The 24,876-nt window shown below is 41.7% G+C and carries 24 protein-coding genes; 14 read left to right on the top strand and 10 right to left on the bottom strand.

The window, feature by feature from the left end; all coding sequences use genetic code 11:
* Both ACRCA4_RS13290 and ACRCA4_RS13295 read left to right on the top strand, forming a co-directional pair.
* Positions 1–216: hypothetical protein (locus ACRCA4_RS13290; RefSeq protein ID WP_433189504.1), on the top strand; the 216-nt coding region annotated here is incomplete at its 5' end.
* Positions 213–458: a GlsB/YeaQ/YmgE family stress response membrane protein gene (locus tag ACRCA4_RS13295; RefSeq protein ID WP_313907618.1), complete on the top strand. Its 246-nt coding sequence runs from the start codon at positions 213–215 to the stop codon at positions 456–458. The genes ACRCA4_RS13290 and ACRCA4_RS13295, both read left to right, overlap by 4 nt.
* A 17-nt stretch (positions 459–475) precedes the next feature.
* Here the strand turns inward: ACRCA4_RS13295 and ACRCA4_RS13300 are convergent, their stop codons facing one another.
* Positions 476–718, bottom strand: coding sequence for a DUF1289 domain-containing protein (locus ACRCA4_RS13300; RefSeq protein ID WP_433189507.1), 243 nt, complete (start codon positions 716–718; stop codon positions 476–478).
* A 408-nt stretch (positions 719–1,126) separates the two neighbouring features.
* On the opposite strand from ACRCA4_RS13300, the gene ilvG reads away from it, so the two are divergent.
* The 4 genes from ilvG to ilvA all read left to right on the top strand — a co-directional run bounded on the left by ilvG (position 1,127) and on the right by ilvA (position 6,582).
* Positions 1,127–2,779: an acetolactate synthase 2 catalytic subunit gene (gene ilvG, locus ACRCA4_RS13305; protein ID WP_433189510.1), complete on the top strand. Its 1,653-nt coding sequence runs from the start codon at positions 1,127–1,129 to the stop codon at positions 2,777–2,779.
* On the top strand, positions 2,779–3,033 hold the full coding sequence (ilvM, locus tag ACRCA4_RS13310; protein WP_433189513.1) for an acetolactate synthase 2 small subunit: 255 nt from the start codon (positions 2,779–2,781) through the stop codon (positions 3,031–3,033). The genes ilvG and ilvM overlap by 1 nt, the downstream gene beginning before the upstream one ends.
* Positions 3,034–3,073: 40 nt before the next feature.
* Entirely contained in the window at positions 3,074–4,924 is a 1,851-nt protein-coding gene (gene ilvD / locus ACRCA4_RS13315) for a dihydroxy-acid dehydratase (protein WP_433189515.1), read from the top strand.
* Between the two features lie 125 nt (positions 4,925–5,049).
* The gene (gene ilvA / locus ACRCA4_RS13320; RefSeq protein WP_433189639.1) at positions 5,050–6,582 is read left to right on the top strand and encodes a threonine ammonia-lyase, biosynthetic; all 1,533 of its coding nucleotides are present in this window, start codon (positions 5,050–5,052) and stop codon (positions 6,580–6,582) included.
* A gap of 40 nt (positions 6,583–6,622) precedes the next feature.
* On the opposite strand, the gene ACRCA4_RS13325 is transcribed toward ilvA, so the two are convergent.
* The 3 genes from ACRCA4_RS13325 to ACRCA4_RS13335 all read right to left on the bottom strand — a co-directional run bounded on the left by ACRCA4_RS13325 (position 6,623) and on the right by ACRCA4_RS13335 (position 8,283).
* On the bottom strand, positions 6,623–7,480 hold the full coding sequence (locus tag ACRCA4_RS13325) for a hypothetical protein (protein WP_433189518.1): 858 nt from the start codon (positions 7,478–7,480) through the stop codon (positions 6,623–6,625).
* A gap of 285 nt (positions 7,481–7,765) precedes the next feature.
* Positions 7,766–8,014 (bottom strand): GNAT family N-acetyltransferase, encoded by a 249-nt coding sequence (locus ACRCA4_RS13330; RefSeq protein ID WP_433189521.1) that lies wholly within the window; start codon positions 8,012–8,014, stop codon positions 7,766–7,768.
* 2 nt (positions 8,015–8,016) lie between these two features.
* Positions 8,017–8,283 (bottom strand): hypothetical protein, encoded by a 267-nt coding sequence (locus ACRCA4_RS13335; protein ID WP_433189524.1) that lies wholly within the window; start codon positions 8,281–8,283, stop codon positions 8,017–8,019.
* Positions 8,284–8,505: 222 nt separating this feature from the next.
* Here ACRCA4_RS13335 and ACRCA4_RS13340 point away from each other — a divergent pair, with 222 nt between their 5' ends.
* Positions 8,506–9,348 (top strand): co-chaperone YbbN, encoded by an 843-nt coding sequence (locus ACRCA4_RS13340; RefSeq protein ID WP_433189527.1) that lies wholly within the window; start codon positions 8,506–8,508, stop codon positions 9,346–9,348.
* Between the two features lie 57 nt (positions 9,349–9,405).
* On the opposite strand, the gene ACRCA4_RS13345 is transcribed toward ACRCA4_RS13340, so the two are convergent.
* Positions 9,406–9,792 (bottom strand): response regulator, encoded by a 387-nt coding sequence (locus ACRCA4_RS13345; RefSeq protein WP_433189530.1) that lies wholly within the window; start codon positions 9,790–9,792, stop codon positions 9,406–9,408.
* Positions 9,793–9,964: 172 nt separating this feature from the next.
* Here ACRCA4_RS13345 and ACRCA4_RS13350 point away from each other — a divergent pair, with 172 nt between their 5' ends.
* Entirely contained in the window at positions 9,965–11,188 is a 1,224-nt protein-coding gene (locus tag ACRCA4_RS13350; RefSeq protein ID WP_433189533.1) for a class I SAM-dependent methyltransferase, read from the top strand.
* Positions 11,189–11,236: 48 nt separating this feature from the next.
* Here ACRCA4_RS13350 and ACRCA4_RS13355 read toward each other — a convergent pair whose 3' ends face one another.
* Complete coding sequence (locus ACRCA4_RS13355) at positions 11,237–12,145, bottom strand: acyltransferase (protein WP_433189536.1); 909 nt, start codon at positions 12,143–12,145, stop codon at positions 11,237–11,239.
* A 158-nt stretch (positions 12,146–12,303) separates the two neighbouring features.
* Positions 12,304–14,190 carry a biosynthetic arginine decarboxylase gene (gene speA / locus ACRCA4_RS13360; protein ID WP_433189539.1) on the bottom strand — a complete coding sequence of 629 codons (1,887 nt, stop codon included), beginning with the start codon at positions 14,188–14,190 and terminating at the stop codon, positions 12,304–12,306.
* 135 nt (positions 14,191–14,325) lie between these two features.
* On the opposite strand from speA, the gene speE reads away from it, so the two are divergent.
* From speE to ACRCA4_RS13375, 3 genes are all read left to right on the top strand, one after another.
* The gene (speE, locus tag ACRCA4_RS13365; protein WP_433189542.1) at positions 14,326–15,183 is read left to right on the top strand and encodes a polyamine aminopropyltransferase; all 858 of its coding nucleotides are present in this window, start codon (positions 14,326–14,328) and stop codon (positions 15,181–15,183) included.
* A gap of 111 nt (positions 15,184–15,294) precedes the next feature.
* On the top strand, positions 15,295–15,741 hold the full coding sequence (locus ACRCA4_RS13370) for a DUF4124 domain-containing protein (protein ID WP_433189545.1): 447 nt from the start codon (positions 15,295–15,297) through the stop codon (positions 15,739–15,741).
* 180 nt (positions 15,742–15,921) lie between these two features.
* Positions 15,922–18,492: a TonB-dependent receptor plug domain-containing protein gene (locus ACRCA4_RS13375; protein ID WP_433189548.1), complete on the top strand. Its 2,571-nt coding sequence runs from the start codon at positions 15,922–15,924 to the stop codon at positions 18,490–18,492.
* A 95-nt stretch (positions 18,493–18,587) separates the two neighbouring features.
* On the opposite strand, the gene ACRCA4_RS13380 is transcribed toward ACRCA4_RS13375, so the two are convergent.
* Complete coding sequence (locus ACRCA4_RS13380) at positions 18,588–19,235, bottom strand: OmpA family protein (protein WP_433189551.1); 648 nt, start codon at positions 19,233–19,235, stop codon at positions 18,588–18,590.
* Positions 19,236–19,437: 202 nt separating this feature from the next.
* Between ACRCA4_RS13380 and ACRCA4_RS13385 the strand changes: the two genes are divergently transcribed.
* From ACRCA4_RS13385 to ACRCA4_RS13395, 3 genes are all read left to right on the top strand, one after another.
* A complete protein-coding gene (locus ACRCA4_RS13385) occupies positions 19,438–19,950 on the top strand; it encodes a DUF4124 domain-containing protein (RefSeq protein WP_433189554.1) in 513 nt (170 codons plus the stop codon).
* Positions 19,951–20,012: 62 nt separating this feature from the next.
* The gene (gene proB / locus ACRCA4_RS13390) at positions 20,013–21,116 is read left to right on the top strand and encodes a glutamate 5-kinase (RefSeq protein ID WP_433189557.1); all 1,104 of its coding nucleotides are present in this window, start codon (positions 20,013–20,015) and stop codon (positions 21,114–21,116) included.
* Between the two features lie 11 nt (positions 21,117–21,127).
* Positions 21,128–22,201: an FAD-dependent oxidoreductase gene (locus ACRCA4_RS13395; protein WP_433189560.1), complete on the top strand. Its 1,074-nt coding sequence runs from the start codon at positions 21,128–21,130 to the stop codon at positions 22,199–22,201.
* Between the two features lie 35 nt (positions 22,202–22,236).
* Here the strand turns inward: ACRCA4_RS13395 and argA are convergent, their stop codons facing one another.
* Both argA and ACRCA4_RS13405 read right to left on the bottom strand, forming a co-directional pair.
* A complete protein-coding gene (gene argA / locus ACRCA4_RS13400; RefSeq protein WP_433189564.1) occupies positions 22,237–23,556 on the bottom strand; it encodes an amino-acid N-acetyltransferase in 1,320 nt (439 codons plus the stop codon).
* Between the two features lie 168 nt (positions 23,557–23,724).
* Positions 23,725–24,873, bottom strand: a complete 1,149-nt coding sequence (locus ACRCA4_RS13405) for a glutathionylspermidine synthase family protein (protein ID WP_433189567.1) — start codon at positions 24,871–24,873, stop codon at positions 23,725–23,727.
* Positions 24,874–24,876 lie beyond the last annotated feature (3 nt).

Below are 24,876 nucleotides of genomic sequence, written 5' to 3' on the forward strand. Positions count from 1 at the left end.
GCCTTGACTAACGTTGAAAACTTAACCGGCTTTTATCAAAGCTGGACAACTGCAGAAGCATATAGCAAATTAACGTCGACACCCTTGTTAGAGGTGTTACAACAGTCTTTAGCAAAAAATATGCAGTACAAATATTTGTTTTTGTCTGAATATATGCTTTGCTTATGCTGCGAGCAAGAAAAAGCTGAATACATAATTGAAGAGGTTAGTATATGAATTTTCTATGGTTTTTGATTATAGGTGCTGTAGCGGGTTGGTTGGCAGGTTTGATAATGAAAGGGCGAGGTTTTGGCCTGTTAGGTAATATGGTTGTCGGCATTGTTGGCGCTTTTTTGGGTGGGTTTATTTTTGGTATGCTGGGCTTAGCGTCTTACGGTTTAATTGGAGCTTTAGTTACGGCAACGGTAGGGGCTGTAGTGTTGTTGTTCTTAATTAGCCTAGTGAAAAAAAGCGGTTAATAAGCACTGTAATTTAATTAAAATAAATCTAGAGATCCATCGTTAAGTGGTGGAGCTTGTGGCTTTTTGGTTTTAAGGGCTATCCGCATTTTACGCTGGGCTAATAGCTTTAAAATACGAGCACGCTCAGCGGCTGGTTTGGCATGCCAATTAAAGCGTTCTTCTCTTGAGCGTAAGCAACCAAGGCAGTAGCCTCGATTATTACTTTGGCAGACACCAATGCACGGGTTAGGCAACTCAAATAGCTCTAACTGATCCACAAAACAACCTCACCAATTAAGACTTAATCTAAGTGTACGTTGAGAATACTCGTTGGTGCAAATTAGAGCTATAAACTAGTTTTTTACTACCTTTTAAAAAAAGTATTGACTTTGCTTTAATAGACGGTTACTTCTAATAGTAATTCGGTCTGTACAGTAGACTTTTGCCAAATAAAAAATTATTTCAATTTTAAAATATTAGAGAAGTAAGAGTTATTTTATGCGTTTAGCTACCATTCTAAATATTATTGTCCTCGTCGTCGTGGTGATTATTAGTCGCCGCGGGGGCGCGTATTTGGAAAAAATAAGCTAACAGACAATGCTTTTCCAAAACCCCCGCTTCGTAAGAATCGGGGTTTTTTTTGTTTTAGGCCCCAAAAAACAGTGAAGGCTACAAGAGGATAGATAATGACAGGCGCAGAAATCGTAGTTCAGGTGTTGCAACAGCATGGTGTTGAAACCCTTTTTGGTTACCCCGGCGGTGCCATCATGCCTATTTATGATGCACTGTACCAAAGCTCGCTGAACCATTATTTGTGTCGGCATGAGCAAGGTGCTGCATTTTCGGCGATAGGCTATGCGCGATCTTCAGGTCAAGTTGGCGTTTGCATGGCGACCTCAGGGCCAGGCGCTACTAATCTTATCACCTCACTAGCTGATGCTTTGTTAGATTCTGTTCCTGTTGTCGCTATCACTGGTCAAGTATCGCAAGCGGTAATGGGCTCTGATGCTTTTCAAGAAGTTGATGTTTTAGGTTTAAGCTTAGCGGTGACTAAGCATAGTTTTATGGTACGTCATGTTGATGAGCTGGCCGATACCTTACAACAAGCTTTTGCTTTAGCGCGCTCTGGTCGGCCGGGGCCAGTATTAGTTGATATTCCGAAGGATGTACAGCTTGCTGCAGCTAAGCCACTTGCGCCTTCTGTTTGCGCTGTGCAGACCGCAGGCATGGCAACGTCACTGGCTAATGCGGCTAAAGCGCGAGAATTAATAGCGCAAGCCAAGCGACCTATCGCCTATATAGGCGGCGGAGTGCATATGGCTGATGCCATGTCTGAACTGCAGCTATTTTTAGAAAATAATGCTATGCCCTCGGTTACTACCCTAAAAGCCATGGGCTCAGTGGCTAAAGATAATCCATATTATTTAGGCATGTTAGGGATGCATGGTACTCAAGCTGCCAATATCGCGGTACAAGAATGTGATTTATTAATTTGTTTAGGTGCGCGATTTGATGATCGGGTGACTGGCAACTTAGATAAGTTCGCCGCTGGCGCTAAGGTGATCCATGTTGATATTGATCCGGCTGAAATTAATAAGGTGCGTTTTGCTGATGTTGCTTTGCTTGGTGATATGAAGCAAATCTTACCGGCTATTGCTAGTCAGTCAGACTGTCAAACTTGGTTAGCCCATTGCCTAGCCTTAAAGCAACAGTACGGCTGGCGCTATGATCATCCCGGTGAGCGAGTATTTGCCCCTTTATTTTTAAAGCAATTAAGCGAGCGCATGCCCGATAACACCGTGATCAGCTGTGATGTAGGTCAGCACCAAATGTGGGTAGCGCAGCATATGCGCTTTGATAACCCGCGTAATCATTTATCCAGCGGTGGTTTAGGCACTATGGGCTTTGGTTTACCTGCAGCTATTGGCGCTAAATTAGCTAGGCCTAATGACACTGTGATCGCCGTATCGGGTGATGGTTCTTTTATGATGAATGTACAAGAGCTAGCGACTATTAAGCGTTTTCGCTTGCCTGTGAAGATTGTCATTATTGATAACCAACGTTTAGGCATGGTGAAGCAGTGGCAGCAGTTATTTTTTAATCAGCGCTACAGTGAAACCGATTTATCCGATAACCCTGACTTTGTTGCTTTAGCTGCGGCTTTTGCTATTCCAGGGCACCGCATTAGCCGTAAAGAAGAAGTAGCAGATGCGCTTGAGGCCATGTTTACTTGGCCAGGGACGTATTTATTACATGTTTCAATAGATGAGCAAGATAATGTTTGGCCCTTAGTACCGCCTGGGGCAAGCAATACAGATATGTTAATGGAGGCAAATTAATGCAGCATAGACTAACAATTACCGCAATGAATACGCCTACTGTTATCGAACGTTTATTGCAAGTAACTCGATACCGCGGCTACCAATTGCTGGGCTTAGAGTTTACTAGCGGCGCAAACAGTACTGGTTTAGAAATTACCTTAACGGTGAGCAGTGAGAAGCCAATTCAGCTGTTAACTAACCAGTTAAATAAACTACACGATATTCAAAAGCTGCGCTTAGCTAGCGCTAATTTAGCGGTGTTACAAGCGTAACTTATTTATATTTTCCCTATTATTTCGGAGTGTTATTACTATGCCAAAATTACGATCCGCCACTGTGACTGAAGGCCGCAATATGGCAGGAGCCCGTGCCTTGTGGCGAGCAACCGGCGTTAAAGATACAGATTTTGGTAAACCTATTATTGCTGTAGTGAACTCCTTTTGTGAATTTGTGCCCGGTCATGTTCATTTGCGTGATCTTGGCAAACTTGTGGCCAGCAGCATTACTGAAGCCGGTGGTATTGCTAAAGAGTTTAATACCATAGCGGTAGATGATGGCATTGCTATGGGCCACGGTGGCATGCTGTATAGCCTGCCTTCGCGTGAGCTTATTGCTGACTCGGTAGAATATATGATAAATGCACATTGCGCTGATGCTATCGTCTGTATTTCTAACTGCGATAAAATTACTCCAGGTATGCTAATGGCTGCCTTGCGTTTAAATGTTCCCGCTATATTTATTTCTGGTGGGCCAATGGAGGCGGGGAAAACTAAGCTATCAGATCAAATTATTAAGTTAGATCTTGTTGATGCTATGGTCTCGGCGGCTGATGAAACAGTGTCGGATCAAGACAGCGAAGCGATAGAGAAAAACGCCTGCCCTACCTGTGGTAGTTGCTCGGGCATGTTTACCGCTAATTCGATGAATTGCTTAGTTGAGGCTTTAGGTTTGGCTCAGCCGGGTAATGGTTCTTTATTGGCAACTCATGCTGATCGCAAACAGCTATTTATTGAAGCCGGTTATAGCATTATGGCGTTATGTAATCGTTGGTATAAAGACGATGATGCTAGCGCTTTACCGCGCAATATCGCTAATAAAACGGCCTTTGAAAATGCCATGATGTTAGATATTGCTATGGGCGGCTCAACGAATACGGTGCTGCATTTACTGGCGGCGGCACAAGAAGCCGAAGTCGATTTTACTATGAAAGATATTGATCGCTTATCTCGCCTAGTGCCGCACTTATGTAAAGTGGCACCCTCTACCCCGCAATATCATATGGAAGATGTTCACCGAGCCGGTGGTGTTATGGCTATTTTAGCTGAGCTTAACCGAGCGGGGCTACTTAATCCGAATACTCCTCATGTTTCAGGAGCAAATCTAGGTGCTGTGCTTGAACAGTGGGATACTGCTTCAACGGCAACTGAGGCAGCTAAGCAAATGTATCTAGCTGGCCCAGCCGGGATCCGTACTACCCAAGCCTTTTCTCAACGTTGTCGTTATCCGTCTTTAGACGATGATCGCAAGGCCGGCTGTATTCGAAGCCAAGAGCATGCTTATTCTCAAGATGGTGGCTTAGCGGTGCTATTTGGCAATTTAGCGCCGCAAGGCTGTATTGTAAAAACAGCAGGTGTTGAACCAGAAAATTTAGTGTTTTCAGGCCGGGCACGTATTTTTGAAAGCCAAGATGAGGCTGTTGCCGCTATTTTAGGCGGTAAGATTATTGCTGGCGATGCGGTAATTATCCGCTATGAAGGCCCCAAAGGAGGGCCGGGTATGCAAGAAATGCTGTATCCCACCAGTTATTTAAAGTCGGTGGGTTTGGGTAAGGCTTGCGCTTTAATTACTGATGGTCGTTTTTCTGGGGGCACTTCAGGTTTGTCTATAGGTCATGTCTCGCCTGAAGCAGCTAGCGGCGGCGCTATCGCCTTAATCAATGAAGGCGATAGGATAGATATTGATATTCCACAACGAAAAATTGCTATAGCCGTTAGCGATCAAGAGTTAACCGCGCGTCGTCAGGCGATGCAAGCTAAAGGTAAACAAGCTTGGCGGCCTGAAAATAGACAACGCACTGTGAGTAATGCTCTAAAGGCTTATGCCTTGCTGGCGAGTAGCGCAGACAAGGGCGCAGTGCGAGATTTATCTAAGCTTGCAGATTAAGCCTGCTCTCTTCGCGGTTTGATAATTGAATTTAAAATAAAAGTGGTATAACAATGAGTAACTTAGCAGTAGAACAACAGGATCAAGATCTTAACTTTCAAGTAAGTCATCAAACCGATAGCGCAGTGATCCAGCAATATTTACCTGAAATTCTACTGTCACCTATTTACCAAGCCGCAGTAGAAACGCCGCTAAATACCATGCCAAAGCTAAGTCAGCGGCTAGGTCATAATGTGTTGCTTAAGCGTGAAGATAAACAACCTGTTTACTCGTTTAAGTTAAGGGGCGCCTTTCATAAGCTGCATAAAGTACAACAGCAAAACCCAGATAGCGAAGTAGTGTGCGCATCAGCGGGTAATCATGCCCAAGGCGTTGCCCTTTCTGCTAGCAAGCTAGGTTTAAAGGCAACCATCGTTATGCCTATTACCACGCCAGAAATTAAAGTGGCAGCGGTTAAAAGCTTAGGGGGCAATGTGGTTTTGCATGGAACGGCTTTTGATGAAGCTAACCGTTATGCCATTAATTTAGCCAATAGCCAAGGCGCTATTTATATTCCCCCCTTTGACGATGCGGATGTTATTGCCGGCCAAGGCACAGTAGCAAAAGAGCTACTAAGTCAACATAATAAGTTAGATACCGTCTTTATTCCTGTCGGCGGTGGTGGCTTATTAGCTGGCATGGCGGTGTATATTAAAGCAATCCAACCTCATGTGCGGGTGATTGGGGTTGAGCCGGAAGATGCTGCCTCTTTGCAAGCCGCGTTAGCAGCAGGGCAACCGGTGACATTAGAACGGGTAGGACTATTTGCTGATGGCGTTGCTGTAAAGCGGATTGGCAACGAAAACTTTAATTTAGCTCGTCGTTTTTGTGATCAGGTTATTACAGTGACTAGCGATGAGATCTGTGCTGCTATTAAAGATATCTTTGATGACCTACGCGCGGTTGCCGAACCGGCTGGCGCATTAGCTTTGGCCGGTTTAAAAAAATATAGCCAGCAACATAGGCCGCAACCTGGCCAGCCGGCGTTAGCTAAAAAACAATACGCCGCCGTATTAAGTGGTGCTAACTTAAATTTTGATACCTTGCGCTACGTGTCTGAACGTTGTGAGCTGGGCGAGAAAAAAGAGGCTGTATTTGCAGTAACAATACCAGAGCAAAAAGGCAGTTTTAAACGTTTTTGCCAGACAATAGGCGGCAGGGCAATTACCGAGTTTAATTATCGTTATGCCAGTGATCAACAGGCGCATATTTTTGTCGGTATTAAGTTACGCTACGGCCAAACAGAGTTAGAAACGGTTAAGCAACTCTTAACTGAGGCGGGTTATGTTTATCAAGACTTATCAGATGATGAGTTAGCAAAGCAGCATGTTCGTTATATGGTTGGCGGCCTGCCACCTAGAAAGCTGCAAGAGCAGGTGTATCAGTTTAATTTTCCCGAATACCCAGGCGCTTTAATGAATTTTTTGACCACTTTAGGTGAAGACAGCAATATTACCTTATTTCATTATCGTAATCATGGTGCGGCCACCGGAGACGTCTTAGCGGGCTTTGAAGTGACCAGTGACGATGACATAAAGCAGTACCTACAGGCTTTAGGTTATCAATACCAGCTGGTCAGTAACAATAAAAGCTACCAAACATTTTTAACTGCCGTATAAAAAGCGGATAGCGTTCAATCTAGAGTAAGGCTTGGCGCGCTTAGAGAGTAATTAACTTATTTATTTGCTGGCTAAGGGCGTTAATAATGCCTTTATCTTGCCAATATTGATTATGAGATAGCGGATTCCAGCTCGCAGCGAGCCAGCCGAAAAAGCCGTTAGCGGCATTAATGGTATAATCGGTCACTAATTGCTGGTATCCGCTTGATAAGTCGGCTAATGGCCAACCTAAAACATCGTCTTTATCGTAATAATTTAGCCAGAAAAAATGCGGATTAGGTTTGCTAAAAGGGATAATTTGTTCGCTAGCATGGGCCGCGACAAAAATAGGGATATTACAACCGGTAGTCATTAAACCGGCTAGGGCATTACCTTGTAAAAAAGCAATATCATCCTCTGTTAAGGGAGTATCGCCACTTATCGCTGCTTGATAAGCGCGAATGTTTTGCCAAATGCCGGCATTCACTTTCTTGCCTTCACTAGCACAAGCAGCATCCCATAAATAACAAGAAATAACATGGCCGCCTAACGAGTGGGCTAATAATAATACTTTGCCATTAGCATTAAGTTTTTGTTTAGCAAGATAAAGCGCCCGAGCAATTTTAATTTGAGCGAATAAATAGCTGCTATTTTCCGCTTCTTTTCGGTGCTCTAGCCCTGCAGCATCAGCAAAGCCAAATAAGACAAATTTGCGCAGTTTACTCCAACGCAAACGGTGGCCAGTAGCTTGCCAGACACGATCTTCATTATATTGCAGGATTTCTTGATAATAGACAGTTTCGATATATAACTGTTGCTGCTTCGCCCCTAGTTTACGCTGCACTAGCGCAACTAACTTATCGGCATAGTTTGGTTTAGTCTCTCCCATGCCGTGAAGAGTAATTAGTGCTGCTTGCATGGTGGCAACTCCAAAACAGTTTTTTAACTGATGATTAAGTTTAACCCGAATACAACTTTTAACATCTTCAAGTTAGCGGTTGGATAGTAATTATTATAGTGATTGCGTATGCTCTATTACCATTATAAACATAACAATAGTATAAATAATGGAAGTAGTCGCAAATAGCTGGATTAATAAAGTGCGGGCCCTAGGCCCCGGTATTTTAAGTTGGGCAGGCTTGTTCTACTTAAGTAGCTTTTCACTGTTATATTTAGTGTGGTTTTTTACTTTAAAAGCGTAAGACTAATTTAAAAAACGTTGCACATAGCTACAGCTGGCTTGAATGGTATATTGTTGCTGTTCAGCCCAGCTAAGGCCTGCTTTTACTAGTTTTTCGGCTAAGCCTTTACCGCGAAACTCAACAGGTACAAAGGTATGATTAAAGTCGATAACGTTTTGCTTTAGTTGGTAATCGAGTACGGCTTCATGGCCCTCGAGTTGTAATACAAAACGCTGTTGTTCTGGTTGGTGCTGTACTGTTGCTAAAGCCATTATTACTCCTCGTCTAACCAGGGTGTTTGTGGTAATAAATTTAAATGCTCTATATATCGAGTTAAATTAAAGCTTTGCTGATGCTCAACTACCGCAATCATTTCTGGAGCTAAAGCGCAGGCAATTAGCTCAATGGCTTCATCGCGACTATTACCGGTCATACATAAGCGCATTAATGTCGCTTTAACGTCTGTTGGGTTGTTATCGGCTAGTTGGTTTTCAACTATTTCAAATAATAAGTCTTGATCAAGCTGGTCATCGTTAGTCATAACTGTCTCGTAAACTATAAACTTTGCCGCAGTATGAAACATCTGTGCTTAATTGCCAATAATCAAGCAATGAATATTGCCATAGCTAGTAGAAGCATTAAGAGTTTGCTGGCTAATAACAGGTGAAATGGCACTAAGTTGCCGCTTGTAAAGTGAACTTAGCACCCACATAGTAGTAGCTATTAGAACAAATGAGTTTAAATAATAGGATATAGGTTTTTTATGGCTTCAATTATCGATGTCAGCATGAATAATGCCCGTGAGGTATTAGAGGCTTCACAACATAAGCTGGTGTTATTTCAGTTTTGGTCTGCTCGCAGCGAAGGCTGTACTCAGCTATCTCCGATCTTAGAAAAAATAGTGCAGCAATATCCGCAGCAATTAGTATTGGCTAAAGTTGACTGTGATAGCCAGCAAGATTTAGCCATGCAGTTTGGTATACAGTCATTACCGACAGTGATGATGATTAAAGACGGTAAACCAGTAGATGGTTTTGCAGGTGTGGAAACAGAAGAAGCAATATTAACCAAGTTAAGTGCCTACTTACCTAAGCCAGAAGATAGTTTACTTGAGCAAGCTCAAGCCTTTTTAGCCGAGCAGAATTATCAAGAAGCTTACCCTTGTTTAAAGCAAGCCCTATTGCTTGCACCAGAGCGAGTTGATATTAAGTTATGGTTAGCCGATACCGCCGTTAGCTTAGGCCAGTTACCGCAAGCTGAGGCTTTATTAGCAGAGATAAAACTTGCTGATCAAGATGCATTATTCAAGTCAGTGCAAGCAAAAATAGAATTAGCAAAAGAAGCGGCAGATTCACCCGAAATTCAAGCTTTAGAAGCCGCGTTAGCTGCTGAACCAGATAACTTTAGCTTAAAAGAGCAATTAGCTGTGCAATATCAAGCCGTGCAGCGCTCAGAAGACGCGTTAGCCTTGCTGCTGAGTATTTTGCAACAAGACTTAAATTATGGCAGCAGCAAAAAGCTGTATTTAGATATTCTAGCGGCTTTGCCAAAAGGTGACAGCGTAGCTACTAGCTATCGCCGTAAGCTATATAGCTTGCTGTACTAATACAGTAACCTTAAGCGATCTAACCTTTAGCAATGTTAGGGGCAAAGCCGTTAACGATTACTGATGAAAGTCGTGCCAAATTTGCTCTAATTGGCTCGACAGAGTCATAGGATCAAACGGCTTTACCACAACCTCTACAGCACCTAGCGCCTTGTAAGATGCAATTTCACTACTTTGTACTTTAGCTGTCATAAAGACAATAGGGATAGCGCTCAAATCAAATTGTTGTTTCAATTGCTGTAGCGTTGTTGGCCCATCCATACCCGGCATCATAACATCTAATAAAATAAGTTGAGGCTGAACATTGGCAAAATCAGTTAATGCTTGTTTGCCACTACTGCAGCTATGTACTGTAAAACCTCCGACGGCTTCTAGCGCTATTTTAGCCACTTGCTGAATTGAAGGATCATCTTCAATATGCATGATATTTTTTAATTCGTTCATTAAACGTCCTATTCGGGTAGCCGGTTAGGGTTAAGTTGTCGCATAATAAAGTGGTCGCGTAATTATCATCTGTACTAATTGCTTTTATACATGCAAAAAACAGTGTAATAAATAACAGCACTGTTTAATCATTATCAGTTTAGCCAATAACTGGATTTATTAAATCAAACCTATGGTTATATCTTTACAACAGGATAGCTTAAACTCACCTGAGCTAAGCCAACAATTTATCCAGTTAAGTCAGGTACTGCAAAGTTATCAAGCTTATTGGCGGTTAACGCCTTTTACTTGCCATCAATTGCCTTGGTCAGATGCTAAATTACAGCAAGTGCTTATGGCGCTGTCTGATCATGAAGTGAGTCTGATTGATCAAAGCAGTCAGCTTCAGCATGACCATTTTAGTCAGTTATTTCCACAGTTGTTTAGTCTGCCGAAAATAATAGCCGCTAACAAGCCACAAACTCTAAAACCCTTGCCGTTTTGGTTAACTAACGGTGTTAATGGTCGAAAATTGGCACAAATAGAGGCGTTATGCCAACACTGGGCCGACTCTAACTCACCTGTTGTTGAGTGGTGCGCAGGAAAGGGGCATCTTGGTCGCATGCTGGCTTATCGTTTTACTCAGCCGGTAACAAGTATTGAATGGCAGGCCAGCCTATGTCAGCAAGGTGCTGTCTTAGCTAAGCAGTTTGGTTTGCCCCAGAATTTTATTCAAGCTGATGTGTTAAAGCTTGAAGCGGCCGCTATTTTACAGCCTAAGCAACACGTTGTGGCCTTGCATGCTTGTGGCCAACTGCACATTAGCATGCTACAGCAAGCCGTTGCTGCCGGTTGTGAGCATATTCAGCTTGTGCCTTGTTGTTATCATCTTATTCACCATGAGTGCTATCAGCCGTTATCTGCTTTAGGCCAACAGCACAATCTTGGTTTAGATAAGCAACAATTAAAGTTAGTTGTACAAGGTCAGGTAACAGCGGGTGAACGGATAGAGCGATTGCGTAATACTGAGGTGCATTGGCGGTTAGCTTATGAATTACTTCGCCAAGAGCATAATAACGATAAAGAATATCGGCCTTTAGCTTCTGTAGCTAAGCAGTTATTTAGTGGCGACTTTAGTGATTTTGCTAATTGGGCAGCTCAACAGCATCAGTGGCAGCTGCCTGCTAATGTTGATTGGGCGTTTTATCTAAAGGTAGGCGCTAAACGGCAACAACTAATAAACCGAATAGAGCTGGTTAGGCACTTATTTCGCCGGCCATTAGAACTGTGGTTACTGTTAGATAAAATGCTATTTTTACAACAGCATGGTTATCAGGTACAAGCTGGGCAATTTTGTGACTATCAACAAACGCCACGTAATTTGTTACTCACTGCAAGAAAACAAAGTAAGTTATAGCCTTTAACTTACTTTGTTTATGCCATTCGACTGGTTAGGATTATGTTATTATTGGCTAGCGTCAGTTTTACTATACTGGCTTTTTAACTGGCTAATTTGTTGATCTTTATTTTGCCATAAGTCATTAATCCATAGCTGAAACTGCTTACGATAGTCAGGATCTTCATAATCACCTAGTAAGTCGGCATGAATAGGTTTCATTTCTACTTTTACTGTAACTTCACGTACCTTGCCTGAAATATAGTCCCAAAAGCTAGGAATGCCTTGAGGGTAAAAAATAGTGACATCTAAAATCTTGTGAATTTGCTGTCCCATAGTGCCGAGTACAAAAGCAACGCCTCCGGCTTTTGGTTTTAATAGGTTTTTAAAAGGTGACTGTTGTGTATCATGTTTTTCTGGCGTAAAACGGGTGCCTTCAACAAAGTTCATTATAGTTACGGGTTTAAAACGAAACTTGGCACAGGCCTTACGAGTCGTTTCAATATCTTTACCTTTTAAATGCGGGTTCTTTTGCAAAAATTGTTTGCTATAGCGTTTCATAAACGGAAAATCCAGCGCCCACCAGCAAACGCCTAAAAAAGGCACGTAAATAAGTTCTTTTTTTAAAAAGAATTTAATAAAAGGCACCTTATGATTAAATATTTTTTGTAGTACCAGTATATCAGCCCAAGACTGATGATTAGCTAAAATTAAGTACCAGTCTTTTTTAGTTAGGCCTTTTACGCCAGTAACCTGCCAAGAGATGCGTGTAAATAATCTTGTTGTAACATTGTTTAAGCTAATCCAAGCCACAGCGCAAGCATCTAATAAGTAAGTAATTAGGCGTTGCCAACTGGCTAGGGGCAAGAGCTTAAGAATGGCTAAAATAATAACGGGAACAAACCAGAATAGGGTATTAATAAGATATAACAGTAACGATAGCGTTCCTGTAATGGGGCTTGGCAAAAAATGAAACATAACGGCACCTAAAATATGGTTTCAATGCTAGCTGTTTTAAACAAATAGCTGAAAAATAATTAGTCGGCGACTGTGTTAGCAGCAAAAAATTTGCTGCTAACACCTCCGATGAGTGCCTAGTGTAGCTTAATCTTCAAAACTCTCAATCTGCAAAGCTGTCAATCTTCAAAGTAAGTGTAACCATAAACACCCGACTTTAACTCATCGAGTAGTCGATCTTTTTTGCTACTGTCTAAATCAAGTTTAGCTAGCTGCTTAGTATAAGACCGAATTAGCTTATTGGCATCAAATTGAACATAACGTAATACATCTGCAACGGTATCGCCTTTGATGATATTAGTTAGCTTATAGCTGCCATCTTCTGTTAGCTCAACATGCACTGAGTCAGTATCACCAAATAGGTTATGTAAGTCGCCTAAAATTTCTTGGTAGGCGCCAACCATAAACATGCCAAGTAAATATTGCTCATCTTCTTTATAAGCTGGAAGCGGTAAGGTGGTTTCAATACCGTTACCGTCGGCATAACTTTTTAGCTGACCGTCAGAATCGCAGGTAATGTCTTGAATAATAGCGCGGCTTTCTAAAGACTCATTCATTCGCTCTAATGGCATTACAGGGAATATTTGATCAATACCCCAAGCATCCGGCATAGATTGGAATAGTGAAAAATTAACAAATAGCTTATCGGCTAATTTTTCATTTAATTCGTCATGAATAGCACGGTGCGAGCGTGATGATAGATCTAAATTAGCCTTCACTCGATTAATAGTGGCAAAGTACAACTGCTCTAATAACGACCAATCTTGTAAGGTTAATAAACCATGTACATATTGCGAGTGAGCGTCAGTAAAGTAATGCACCGCATCATGATAGGCTTCTATAGCAGTGCGAGGCGTTACATTTTGATATGACTCCCACAGGCCTAAAATAACGGTAGGGGCATCATCACTAGGTTCAGGTAAGTTAACTAAACCTGGTGCGCGCTCAATATCAATAGCGTCGGTGACTAATACCGCATGGTGTGCGGTCATGGCACGGCCAGACTCGGTAATAATATTTGGATGCGGTAAGTCGTACTCGTCACAGACTTCTTTTAAGCCATTAACTACGTTACGCGCATATTCGTACATAGTGTAGTTCATAGAGCAAGCAGAGCGAGATTTAGAGCCTTCGTAATCAACGCCTAAGCCACCGCCAACATCAACTGTTTCAATAGGCACCCCTAAAGTGCGTAACTCAGCATAATGGCGGGCGCACTCACGTATCGCATTATGAATATCACGAATATTGGCAATTTGAGAGCCAATATGAAAGTGCACGAGCTGCAATAAATCAATTTTTCCTGCTTCGCGCAAAATTTCAATAGCTTGTAATACTTGGGTTGCGGTTAAGCCAAATTTGCCCTTTTCACCGCCGGTATTTTGCCACTTGCCCTTTCCAACCGAGCTTAATTTAATGCGAATACCAATGCGTGGCGCAGTGCCTAAGTTATCAATTTCACGTAATAAAGTTTTTAACTCAGACAGCTTTTCAACCACTATATATACCGTATGGCCCATCATATGGCCAATAGTGGCTAAACGTAAGAATTCGCTATCTTTATAGCCGTTACAAACAATTTGTAGTGGGGTTTCAGTAACCCCTAAAATGGCCATCAATTCTGGCTTACTACCGGCTTCTAGGCCAACCTTGCCACTTTCATGGCTAATAAGGCGTTTAACTACTGAAAACTGCTGGTTTACCTTAATAGGGTAAACAGCTGTGTATTGGCCTTGGTATTCTTTTTCAGCTTTAGCGCTTTGAAATGACTTAATTAAGGTGTCTACGCGATGCTGTAAAATATCAGTAAAGCGAACTAACACAGGTAGCGTTAGTCCCTCTTCTTTAAAGCGATGAGTTAGCTCAGGAAAACTAATCCCAGGCTTACTGTGATCTTGATCAGGATAGGCAACTAAATCACCTTGTTTATTGACATCAAAGTATCCTTCGCTCCAAACTGCAACATTATATGTAGAGCGTGCTTTTTCAGTACCCCAGTCAGACATTATCTTTCCTTTAAAAGTTGATTCTGTATAGTTTAAAGCCAATATCAATAAGCTGCAGCATAAATTGCTAAAATATTTGTCCTAACAGCTATCACAAGGCAAAATACACAGCTAAATGTTTTGAGGATATTACTTATGTCAGGCGATAACAATTGGTTCACGGAAATATTCGCAGCGAGCGGCAGTGCGTTTGGTTTAGAAATTACAAAAAAGTTAGATGAAGTTAAGTCATCATTTCAACATATAGAAATGTTTGAGACCACCCATTTTGGTAACTTAATGGTAATTGACGGTGTAATTATGCTCAGCAGTCGTGATAATTTTCTATATCATGAAATGTTAAGCCACCCAGTATTATTTACTCATGAAAAGCCGAAAAACGTGGTTATCATTGGCGGCGGCGACTGCGGTACCTTACGTGAAGTATTAAAACACCCAGAGGTAGAAACGGTAACGCAAATAGATATTGATGAACAAGTAACGCGGATGTCTGAAAAGTATTTCCCTGAACTTTGCGCGTCGAACAATGATCCGCGGGCAACTTTAAAGTTTGATGACGGCATTAAATATATGCGCGAAGCCGAAGCGGAATCAATCGATGTTATTATTGTTGATTCAACCGACCCTATAGGTCCAGGCGAAGGTTTATTTAACCGAGCATTTTATGACAGCTGTCGTAAGGCATTAAAGCCAAACGGTATCTTAGTGCAGCAAAGCGAGTCACCATTAATCCATATGCCATTATTAAAAGATATGCGTGATGCTATGTCTGATGTTGGCTTTTCTGCATTACAAACCTTATTGTTTCCACAAATGGTTTATCCGTCGGGTTGGTGGACTTGTACTTTAGCGCGTAAAGAAGGTGACTTTACTGGTTTTCGTGAAGTGGATGCAAAAAATGCTAAGTTCAATACCGATTATTATAACGTTGAAGTGCACAAAGCGGCATCGGCTTGGCCTAATTTTATGAAAAAAGCCTTAAAAGCTGGTTAATTATGGAATAAAGGTTTAACTTAGTGGTAAGGGGTAAATAAATGTAGATTAATGCTTGCTATGCTTGCTTGATTTTTGTACATTTGTTATTCGTTAGTGGAGAGGTGTAAAATGAGATTCGCATTATTATTATTATTTAGTGCATTTGGCGCTCAAGCTGCAGTGTTCAAATGTGAGCAAAATGGCGTAGTTGAGTTTAGTCAATTCCCATGTGCAAATAATGCTGAACAAGTTGATATGCGTCCGGTAGGCACTGCATTGTCAGGCACTCCAGGTGAATACTTACAGCAAGTTAATGCCTTGAAACGTAAAGCGCGTTACGTTGAATTTAAAATCAGTAAGCTCGAGCATGATAAAGAAAGCAAAGTAGATGAGCTTAAAGCAGAGCTATATAGATTACGTCGTAGTTTTCCTCGCTCAGAAGAGTTAACGGCTTTAACTAAAAAAATTGCTCATGTCGAACAAAAATTTGATGAGCAAATTAGTATGGAACGTAGCAACCTTTATAGTCTAAAAAGCAAAACAGATAATTTAGAGCGTCAATACGTTAAAAACTAGTTTCTTTATTACAAAAAAGCCTCGCAATGCGAGGTTTTTTTTCGCCTTTTATAATGATCACATTGTATTTAAAGTGATAAATATTTTACATAAGTAATTTTTTCATTATTTTCTCTGTTAATTTATGAAATTTATGCTACATATTTAATGCTCTTAAAATTAAAACGAGAAAGGAACCAGATGAAAACGTCTTTGAATTATTCACTATGTGCAGTAGCGGTTAGCGGTTTGCTAGGTAGTGGTGCAGTATATGCACAAGAAAATGAAGCAACGGTAGAGCGGATTGAAGTAACAGGCTCACGTATTAAGCGTAATGATTTAGAGGGAGCATCGCCTGTAGCGGTAATTAGCCGTGATGATATTGCTAAATCTGGCTTTTCAAATTTACAACAAATTATGGAGCGCAACCCTGCAACGGGTGTAGGTACCTTCTCTACTCGAGGTAATAGCCAAGATTCAACCGCGAACGGTGGTGCGGCTATCAGCTTAAGGGGTTTTGGTTCTGATGCAACCTTAGTGTTAATTAATGGTCGTCGCGTTTCAGTAAGTGCCTTTGCAGAAAATATTGCTAACTCATTTGTTGATATTAACTCAATACCGGTTGCAGCCATTGAGCGGGTAGAAATATTAAAAGATGGTGCATCGGCTGTGTATGGTTCAGATGCTGTTGCCGGTGTTGTGAATATTATTTTACGTAAAGATTATGAAGGCGCTGAATTAAGCGTAAGTCATGGTGGCACTACAGGCCCTTCTTATGATGAAACTGCGGCAAGCTTTGTTTGGGGGACTCAAACAGATACAGCTAGTGCAACTTTAATTTTAGATTATTTTAAAAATACATCGATTTCAGGCGCTGAAATGGGCCGTTTTGGTACCGCCAATCAAGAACCTTATGGTGGCTTAGATCAGCGTTCTTCTCGTGGCTTCCCTGGTAACTTCGTTGTAAATGGCGAAGTAACAATTGATCCAGATTGTCCAGCAGATCGAGCTTTTGGTCAAACTTGTGTGTATGACTATGGTCCTTATGGCTTGATGATGCCAGCAGCAGAGCGTATTGGCGCTATTTTTCAGGGTAGCCAAGAATTATCAGATCAAGTTGAAGGTTATTTAGAGCTAGGAGTTCAGCATAACCGCTCTGAAGCCGGAGGTGCCGCGACACCATTAGATGGAGATGCTGGCTTAACCGTGCCTGCCTCACATCCTAATAACCCTTTTGGTACTGATATTGAAATTAATCGCTTAAGAACTGTCGATGCTGGACCTCGTCAATGGGATATTGAGTCTGATACCTTGCGCTTAGTTGTCGGTCTGCGTGGTAATATCAACAATTGGGATTGGGATGTTTCTGCTCAAAAAGCACGTAGTGAATCGATGCAGACAGGTAATAAAAATCAAGGTTGGGTGAGAACTGATTTTTTACAAGAACAGATTAATCTAGGTAATTATAACCCCTTTGGTGGGATTTATAATTCGCCTGAAGTTATTGATGCTATAACAACTAGCTTAGTTCGCCGTGGTGAGTCGCACTTGACAGCTTATAGTGCAAGTATTACAGGTGACGCTTTTAGTTTAGGCGAACACATGGTATCAATGGCTGCTGGTGTTGAGTATCGTGAAGAAGATGCTTTTGACCAGCCAGATGATCAGTTTCAACGGGGCTTGATTTTTGGTACCGAATCAGTCTCGGCTCAAGCAGCGCGTGATCAATATGCAGCTTACTTAGAGTTTTTAGTGCCATTAACTGACACCTTAGAGCTTACTTTAGCTGGCCGTTATGATCATTATAGTGACTTTGGTTCAACTACAAACCCACAAGCAGCAATACAATGGCGTCCGCGCGAGAACTTTACACTTAGAGCCTCATATGGCCAAGGGTTCCGTGCACCCTCACTGGCTCAAATCGGCTTAGGTCCGTCGCAAGAGTCTAATTTCTTTACTGATACTTATCGTTGCCCTACTGCTGATCCAAGTAATCCAGCATGTGCCGCAACTGACTATACAATTGTCTTTGTTGGTAGTGAAGGATTACAACCTGAAGAGTCAGAAACATGGAATATTGGTGCTGTATGGCAAATCTCTGATGCTTGGGATATAAGTGCAGATATTTGGAGTATTACGCAAGACAATAAAATTGATAAGAATGATTTCCAATCGGTATATGCCGCAGAGTGTAATAATCAAGCCAGTACAATTTGTGTGCGTTTAGATCCATTACCAGGGCAATCATTAGGTGAATTATCTAGATTATATAATAGCTATGTCAATATTAGCTCTCAAGAAGCGAATGGGGTTGACTTATCAACAGCATACCGCATGAACTTAGAAGATATGGGCTTATTGCGTTTATCTCTAGATTGGTCATACCTGAATGAGTTTGAAAAGAACGGAATTGATTACACTGGTGAGTATAACTATCCACAGCATCGTTGGGTTGCTTCAGCTGATTGGACTATAGGTGACTGGGGGCTAGTAGCAAGTGTTAACTATATTAGTGAATTTGAAGACTATGCTGAACCTAGTGAGGTAGAGTCGACTAAAACACGGAGTATTGATGCTCAATGGTTATTAGACTTACAAGCCCGTTATAACTTTAATGACAAAACTCAATTTGTGCTGGGTTTAAATAATGCATTAGATCAAGACCCACCATTTGCAATTGGTGACAGTAACGGTGACTTATACGGTTATGCATCTAGTGTTCATAACCCGCGTGGACAATTTATTTACGCTAAAATGACATACCGTTTTTAAATAAACGCTGAGTAAAAAAATAGCGCCTTAAGGCGCTATTTTTATTTGTGCTTAAAGTAATCAACTACATTTAATACACTTTAATCGGCACAACTTTATTCAACAATAGGTTCAATATGAATTTCAACCCGGCGATTTAATGCTCGGTTGCTATTTGAAGTATTAGGTACTGCTGGGTAATTTGGGCCATAACCTTGGGTTTCAAGGCGAATACTCTGCACACCTTGGCCTAATAAATATTGTTTAACACTATCAGCTCTGGCTTGAGACAAGTTCATATTATATTGATAGGGGCCAGTATCATCTGTGTGTCCAGCAATAACTAACATGGTTTTTTCGTAATCACGTAATACTTTAGCAATATCATTAAATACAGGGTACAAACTGGTTTTAACATCTGAGCGGTTAATTTCAAATGTTAACTCGGCTGGAATATCTAGCTTTAGAATATCACCATCGCGGATTACTTTAACACCACTGCCGGATAGCTCTTCTTGTAAGGCTTTTTCTTGATTATCCATGTAGCTACCCACTGCGGCTCCTGCTAAGGCACCAACGGCAGCTCCTATCACTAAGCGTTTATTTTTATGATTGGCTGTAGATTTACCGGCAATGGCCCCAACAACGGCACCAATGGCTGCACCTTTGGCGGTGTTGTTCGAGCCGGTGCCATTTTGTGTAGCACAACCTGAAATAACTAAGCCTGAGGCCAGTAGTGTTACCATTAAAGTAGAAAATCGCATAGCTAACTCCTTTGTTATAGGGTCGATAATAACTAATGCATATGAATTACCGCTGAATTCAAGCGGCTAATAGGTAATTCGGAATTATCCCTATTGTTAATGAATGGATCATTTACCGTAAACTTTGTTCAGTATGTGTTCGTTTTTATGTATAATATAGCAGCTTTTGTTGGCTATTATTTTTGTTAGAAAGGAATCAAGGATGAAGATGAATCTCTATATAGGATTATTTGTTTTAGGCTTAACCGGTTCTGGTTTTGTCCAAGCGACCGTATACAAGTGTACATATGATACAGGTAACATTGTTTTTCAAGATGAACCTTGTTTACATGCTGAAGAGAAAAAACTAGATCTGCGTTTTGCAGATAAGGGACCAGAGCCTGTCGTTAAGTTGATACAAGGTAGTTGGTGTGAAGTGGGCACTTCAGTCGAGCCTGATGGCAAGTTGCAACGCGATAGCGCCATTACTAAAACTTGGCAATTTAACGAAAATGAAATGGTACAGTATATTGCTCAAGGTCAATTTGAAGATATGGTTAAGTATGCCATTCGTCAGCAACCGGGAAGTTTTATTGTTGATAACGTCTCTTTTAAAAGCCCCGTTAATTGGCAAGTGAAAACGTTAACGGATCAGCGTTTAATTATTTCTACTTCTGGTGACTATACCCATTTAGTTGCTGGTAAATGTGATTCTGTGATGGCGCGCTCAAATTAATATAGACACTTATTGCGCTAATCTTTAAGCTGCTGCAACCATTATTATTTTTTAGGTTTACTATGTTAAGTCTGCGCTGGCGTCGTTTGGTTTTAAAAGTTGGCAGTGCGTTAATTTCCCCCACTGCCAACGGATGTTCTACCCGCTATTTATTAAGTATTGCCCGCTTTATTAGCGAGTGTCGGGCAAAAGGTATAGAGGTAGTTTTAGTCTCATCTGGTAGTGTTGCTGCAGGTAAATCTGCTATTGCTTTCTCTCATCAACCCTTACCTATAAATATTAAGCAAGCTATGGCTGCGGTTGGTCAAACTGACATGATGGCAGCATGGAAACATTTATTTGATTTTCGCTGTGCTCAAATATTACTAACCCATGACGACCTAGCAAATAGGCGACGATATCTTAATATTGACAATACCTTACGTACCTTACTCTCTAACCAAATATTGCCAATTATCAATGAAAATGACACTGTCGCAACGGCAGAGCTTAAAGTTGGCGATAATGACAATTTAGCCGCTATGGTGGCTATTTTAGTCGATGCAGACGCCTTAATTATTTGCTCTGACATCGATGGTTTATATACAGCCAACCCTAAAACACATGTTGATGCCACTTTTATCCCATTAGTTGAGAAGATAACTGCGGATATCTATGCCATGGCTGGAGCCAGCCATCACAGTATTGGCACAGGAGGCATGGTGACTAAGCTGCAAGCGGCAGAAAAAGCCACCAAGCAAGGCGTAGACACCCTTATTATTAATGGCCAAAAAGCAGCAAGTTTTGATTGTCTTTTAGCCGGGCAAGCTACGGGAACCTTATTCCAGCGCCAGCAAGATCGCATCAGTGCTAAAAAACACTGGTTATTTCATAGCCTGAAAACGGCTGGAAGCATAGTGCTTGATAACGGAGCCACAAATGCAGTACAGCAAAAAGGCGCTTCTTTGCTAGCTAAAGGCGTGATGAGCTGCCAAGGCCAATTTGATAAAGGTGATGCTGTTTGGTTATGTAACGAGGCGGGTGAGCAATTAGCAAAAGGTATTAGCCAATATAGCGCAATTGAGCTACAACTAATCAAAGGGCAACATAGCCAAGATATTGAGCGTATTTTAGGTTTTTGTCCTAGTGAGGTTGTAGTGCATCGCGATGATATCGCTTTACGATAAGTGGAGTAAAAATGCAAATTGCAGTGGTTGGTGGTGGAATTAATGGTTTAAGCAGTGCTTGGCAATTAGCGTTGGCAGGCCACCAAGTCACTCTTTTTGAGCGCGATGCTTTAATGCAGGCCACGAGTAGTGCTTCATCAAAATTATTACACGGCGGTTTACGCTATCTAGAGCAGGCCGAATTCCGACTAGTTTATGAAGCCCTACAAGAGCGGCGTTGGTGGCTTAAAAAAGCCCCTAAGTTAACTCGACGCTTAGCCATATTATATCCTTTTTATAGCCACACCCAGCGGCCACGTTGGCAGGTTAAAGTGGGTCTTTGGTTATATGATAAGTTTGCTGGTCGAAAAGGGATAGGCCAGCATCGCTGGTTAACAGCTGAGCAGACTCTACGTTGTTCTTCGCAATTAAAGGCCGATGGTTTACGAGGCGCTTATTTATTTTTTGACGGCCAAATGGATGACCATAAATTAGGTTTATGGATGGCCGAGCAATGTAAAAAAGCCGGTGTCACTATTCAAGATCATACTGAAGTGCAGCAAGTGACTACAGATGCAAAAGTGCTACTTGCAACTGGCTGGCAGCAGTTTGATCGGGTAATTAACGTAGCAGGGCCATGGAGCCAGCACTTATTAGAACAGTCAAATATTGAGCCCAAACAAAAGCTAGACCTAGTTCGTGGTAGCCATTTAGTGCTGTCATCAATTGGCCGTTATGGCCATATGTTGGAAGTGCCTAATGAAACACGGCTAATTTTTGTTTTACCTTATCAAGGCAATACCTTAGTCGGTACAACTGAAGTGCGGCAAAAGCTGGACCAAGCAATAGCGTGCTCAGAGCAAGAGCGCGATTATCTATTAAATACATATAATCATTATTTTGCCTCAAACAAGGCAGCAAAAGATGTTTTGGCTGATTTTGCTGGCGTAAGGCCGCTACTCGCAGGCAGTGACAATGCCAGCCGCGCCAGTCGAGAGTATCAGCTTAATTGGCAAGGCCAATTGTTAACAGTGTCTGGCGGTAAATGGACTACAGCACGCGCCCTAGCAAAACAAGTGCTGCAGCAAATACAACAGATAAAGTAGTTAGTTGCTACTTAATAGCCCAAGTTTGTTACTCTTTATAAGGTTAAAGCCAGAATTTTCGAGCGACGTTGATAATTGTACATCTGCTTTTTTTGTGCTGGCAAATCATCTACAGTTAATAGCTCAAAGCCCTGCTCTAAAAACCAGTGAATACTTCGCGTTGTTAAGGCGAATAGTTTATCAAAACGTTGTTGGCGCGCTAACTGAATAATGCTGTTTAATAATAAACTACCGCGGTCGGCATCCCTATAATCGGGGTGTACTGCTAAACAAGCAAACTCGGCTACATTATCTTCAGGGAAGGTATATAAAGCAGCGCAGCCTATCACTAAGCCATCGCGTTCAATTAAAGTAAATTGGTTAATTTCCATCTCTAACTGCTCACGAGAGCGTCTTACTAATAAGCCTTGTTGTTCCAGTGGCCGAATTAAGTCTAAAATACCGCCTATATCTGAAATGGTTGCTTGGCGCAGCTTTTCTGCTGACTCAGTAACAATTTGTGTGCCTATACCATCGCGAGAAAATAGCTCTTGTAATAAGGCACCATCATCGGCAAAGCTGACTAAGTGGCAGCGAGGTACACCGCCTCTACAGGCTAAGATAGCAGCTTGTAAAAATGCTAAAGTACTAGGGCAAGCAGCTAAAGTAGGCTGGATATTTTGTACTAACTGTTCAGCATAATTAGGCATCATTTCGGCAATAATACTGCCATCTTCTGCTGTAATGCCGCCAATTTCACTAAAGCCAATCATTTTGTCCGCTTTTAACTTAATAGCAACCTGAGTTGCGATATCTTCAGCGGTTAAATTAAAGCTTTCACCGGTAACAGAAGCGGCAACAGGGCCCATTAATACAATGCCATTGTTGTCTAGCTGGCGACGGATACCCGCAGTGTCAATACGCCGAACACGGCCGCTATGAAAGTAATCTACGCCTTCATCTACCCCTAAAGGTTGGGCAATAACGAAGTTACCGCTAACCACGTTTATTTGCGCGCCTTGCATAGGGGTGTTGCTTAAACTCATAGATAAGCGAGCAGTAATATCCAATTGCAGCTCACCGGCGACTTGTTTAATTATTCGAAATGAGTCGTCGTCAGTAATGCGCACCTGCTGGTGAAAGTTGGCTGCTAAGCCGGCATTGTGTAAAGCTTGGTTAATCTGGGGGCGAGCACCGTAAACCAACACTATTTTGATGCCTAGACTATTTAATAGGGCTAAATCGTTAATAATACTGCGAAAACCTGTTTGATTAATGGCTTCACCGCCTAGCATTACGACAAAAGTTTTGCCACGATGCGCATTAACATAAGGCGCAGATTGACGAAATCCAGAAACAAGTTCAGTGGTACGCACAGGCGAAGGCTTCCTTAATTAAAATGAACAGGTTAAAGATGGCAGCTGTAAGATAAAAATGCCAACCTTTTTGCTAAATTGGTTGGCATTTTATGGCTTTAGTGACTAAATATCGAGCTTTATTGAATATAAATTCATGTTGGATCGAGTTTTATTAATCGCGTATTGCTAGTCGAGTATAATATGAGGTAAAAACCGTGAACTGTCTTTCGTAATTAGGCTGTTGTCTTCGCGAATACAAATACCCGCTGCGCTGTCGCCAACGACCCAACTACCAATAAGGCTGTAGCTATCAGCAAATTTAGGTAAGGGCTGTAAAGCTTGCAGAATATAGCCACTGTCGTCGTAAGGCCCTGTTTCTTTAACCGTTTTGCCTTGCGGAGTCATTAGCTCAATATTAGCGCCTTCGCGAGAAAATAATGGTTTTTTAACCCAGCCAGGTTTTAAGGCTTGGCCTTGCTCAAACATGGCAGGCAATAAGTTAGGGTGATTAGGATACTTCTGCCACAGCAAAGGCAAAATGCCTTTATTTGAAATAATAGATTTCCAAAGTGGCTCTAACCATTGGGTTTTACTGCTAATAATCGTGCTGGCAAAGTCTTCTTGTAGCATAAACTCCCAAGGGTAGAGTTTAAATAGTCCTTCTATAGCATAGCCATCTAAATCGACCAGTTGGCCATCGGCTTCACCGAGTTGCTCTATTGCGATATAACGAGCATCTAGCCCGCTTTGTAAGGCGATATCCATTAAATAATCAACGGTGCCTTTGTCTTCTATGCTGTCGGCCACGCTGCTAAAATAAAAAGGCTGTGGTAAGGCAAGTTCAGCAAAAGCTTGCTGCAGCTTGTCTTGCAGCGAATTAAACTGATCGGCGTGTTGCGGGATCTCGCCGCGCATTAACTGATCTTCAAGCCAAACCCATTGAAAAAAGCCAGTTTCAAATAAAGAGGTTGGCGTATCGTAGTTTAATTCCAGCAGTTTAGCTGGGCCTGTACCATCATAACTAAAGTCCATCCTGCCATATAAATGCGGCTGGGCACTGTGCCAACTATCGCGCACAGCTTGCCAATAGGCTTCAGGAATAGCTAATTGTTGTAATAGCTGCTCGCTTTGCACTACATCATCAACCACAGCTAATGCCATCTGATGTAAGTCTTCGGTGGGCTGCTCTAAATCCTGTTCAATTTGTTGTAAGCTAAACTGATAATACGCCGTTTCATCCCAATAAGGCTCGCCATCAAAGGTATGAAAGTTAAAACCAACACTTTGGGCAAACTGCTGCCAGCCCGGACGCGGACTACAATTAATTTGCTTCATGGT

This window comes from Rheinheimera sp. WS51, from assembly GCF_050936095.1.
Lineage (GTDB): Bacteria > Pseudomonadota > Gammaproteobacteria > Enterobacterales > Alteromonadaceae > Alishewanella.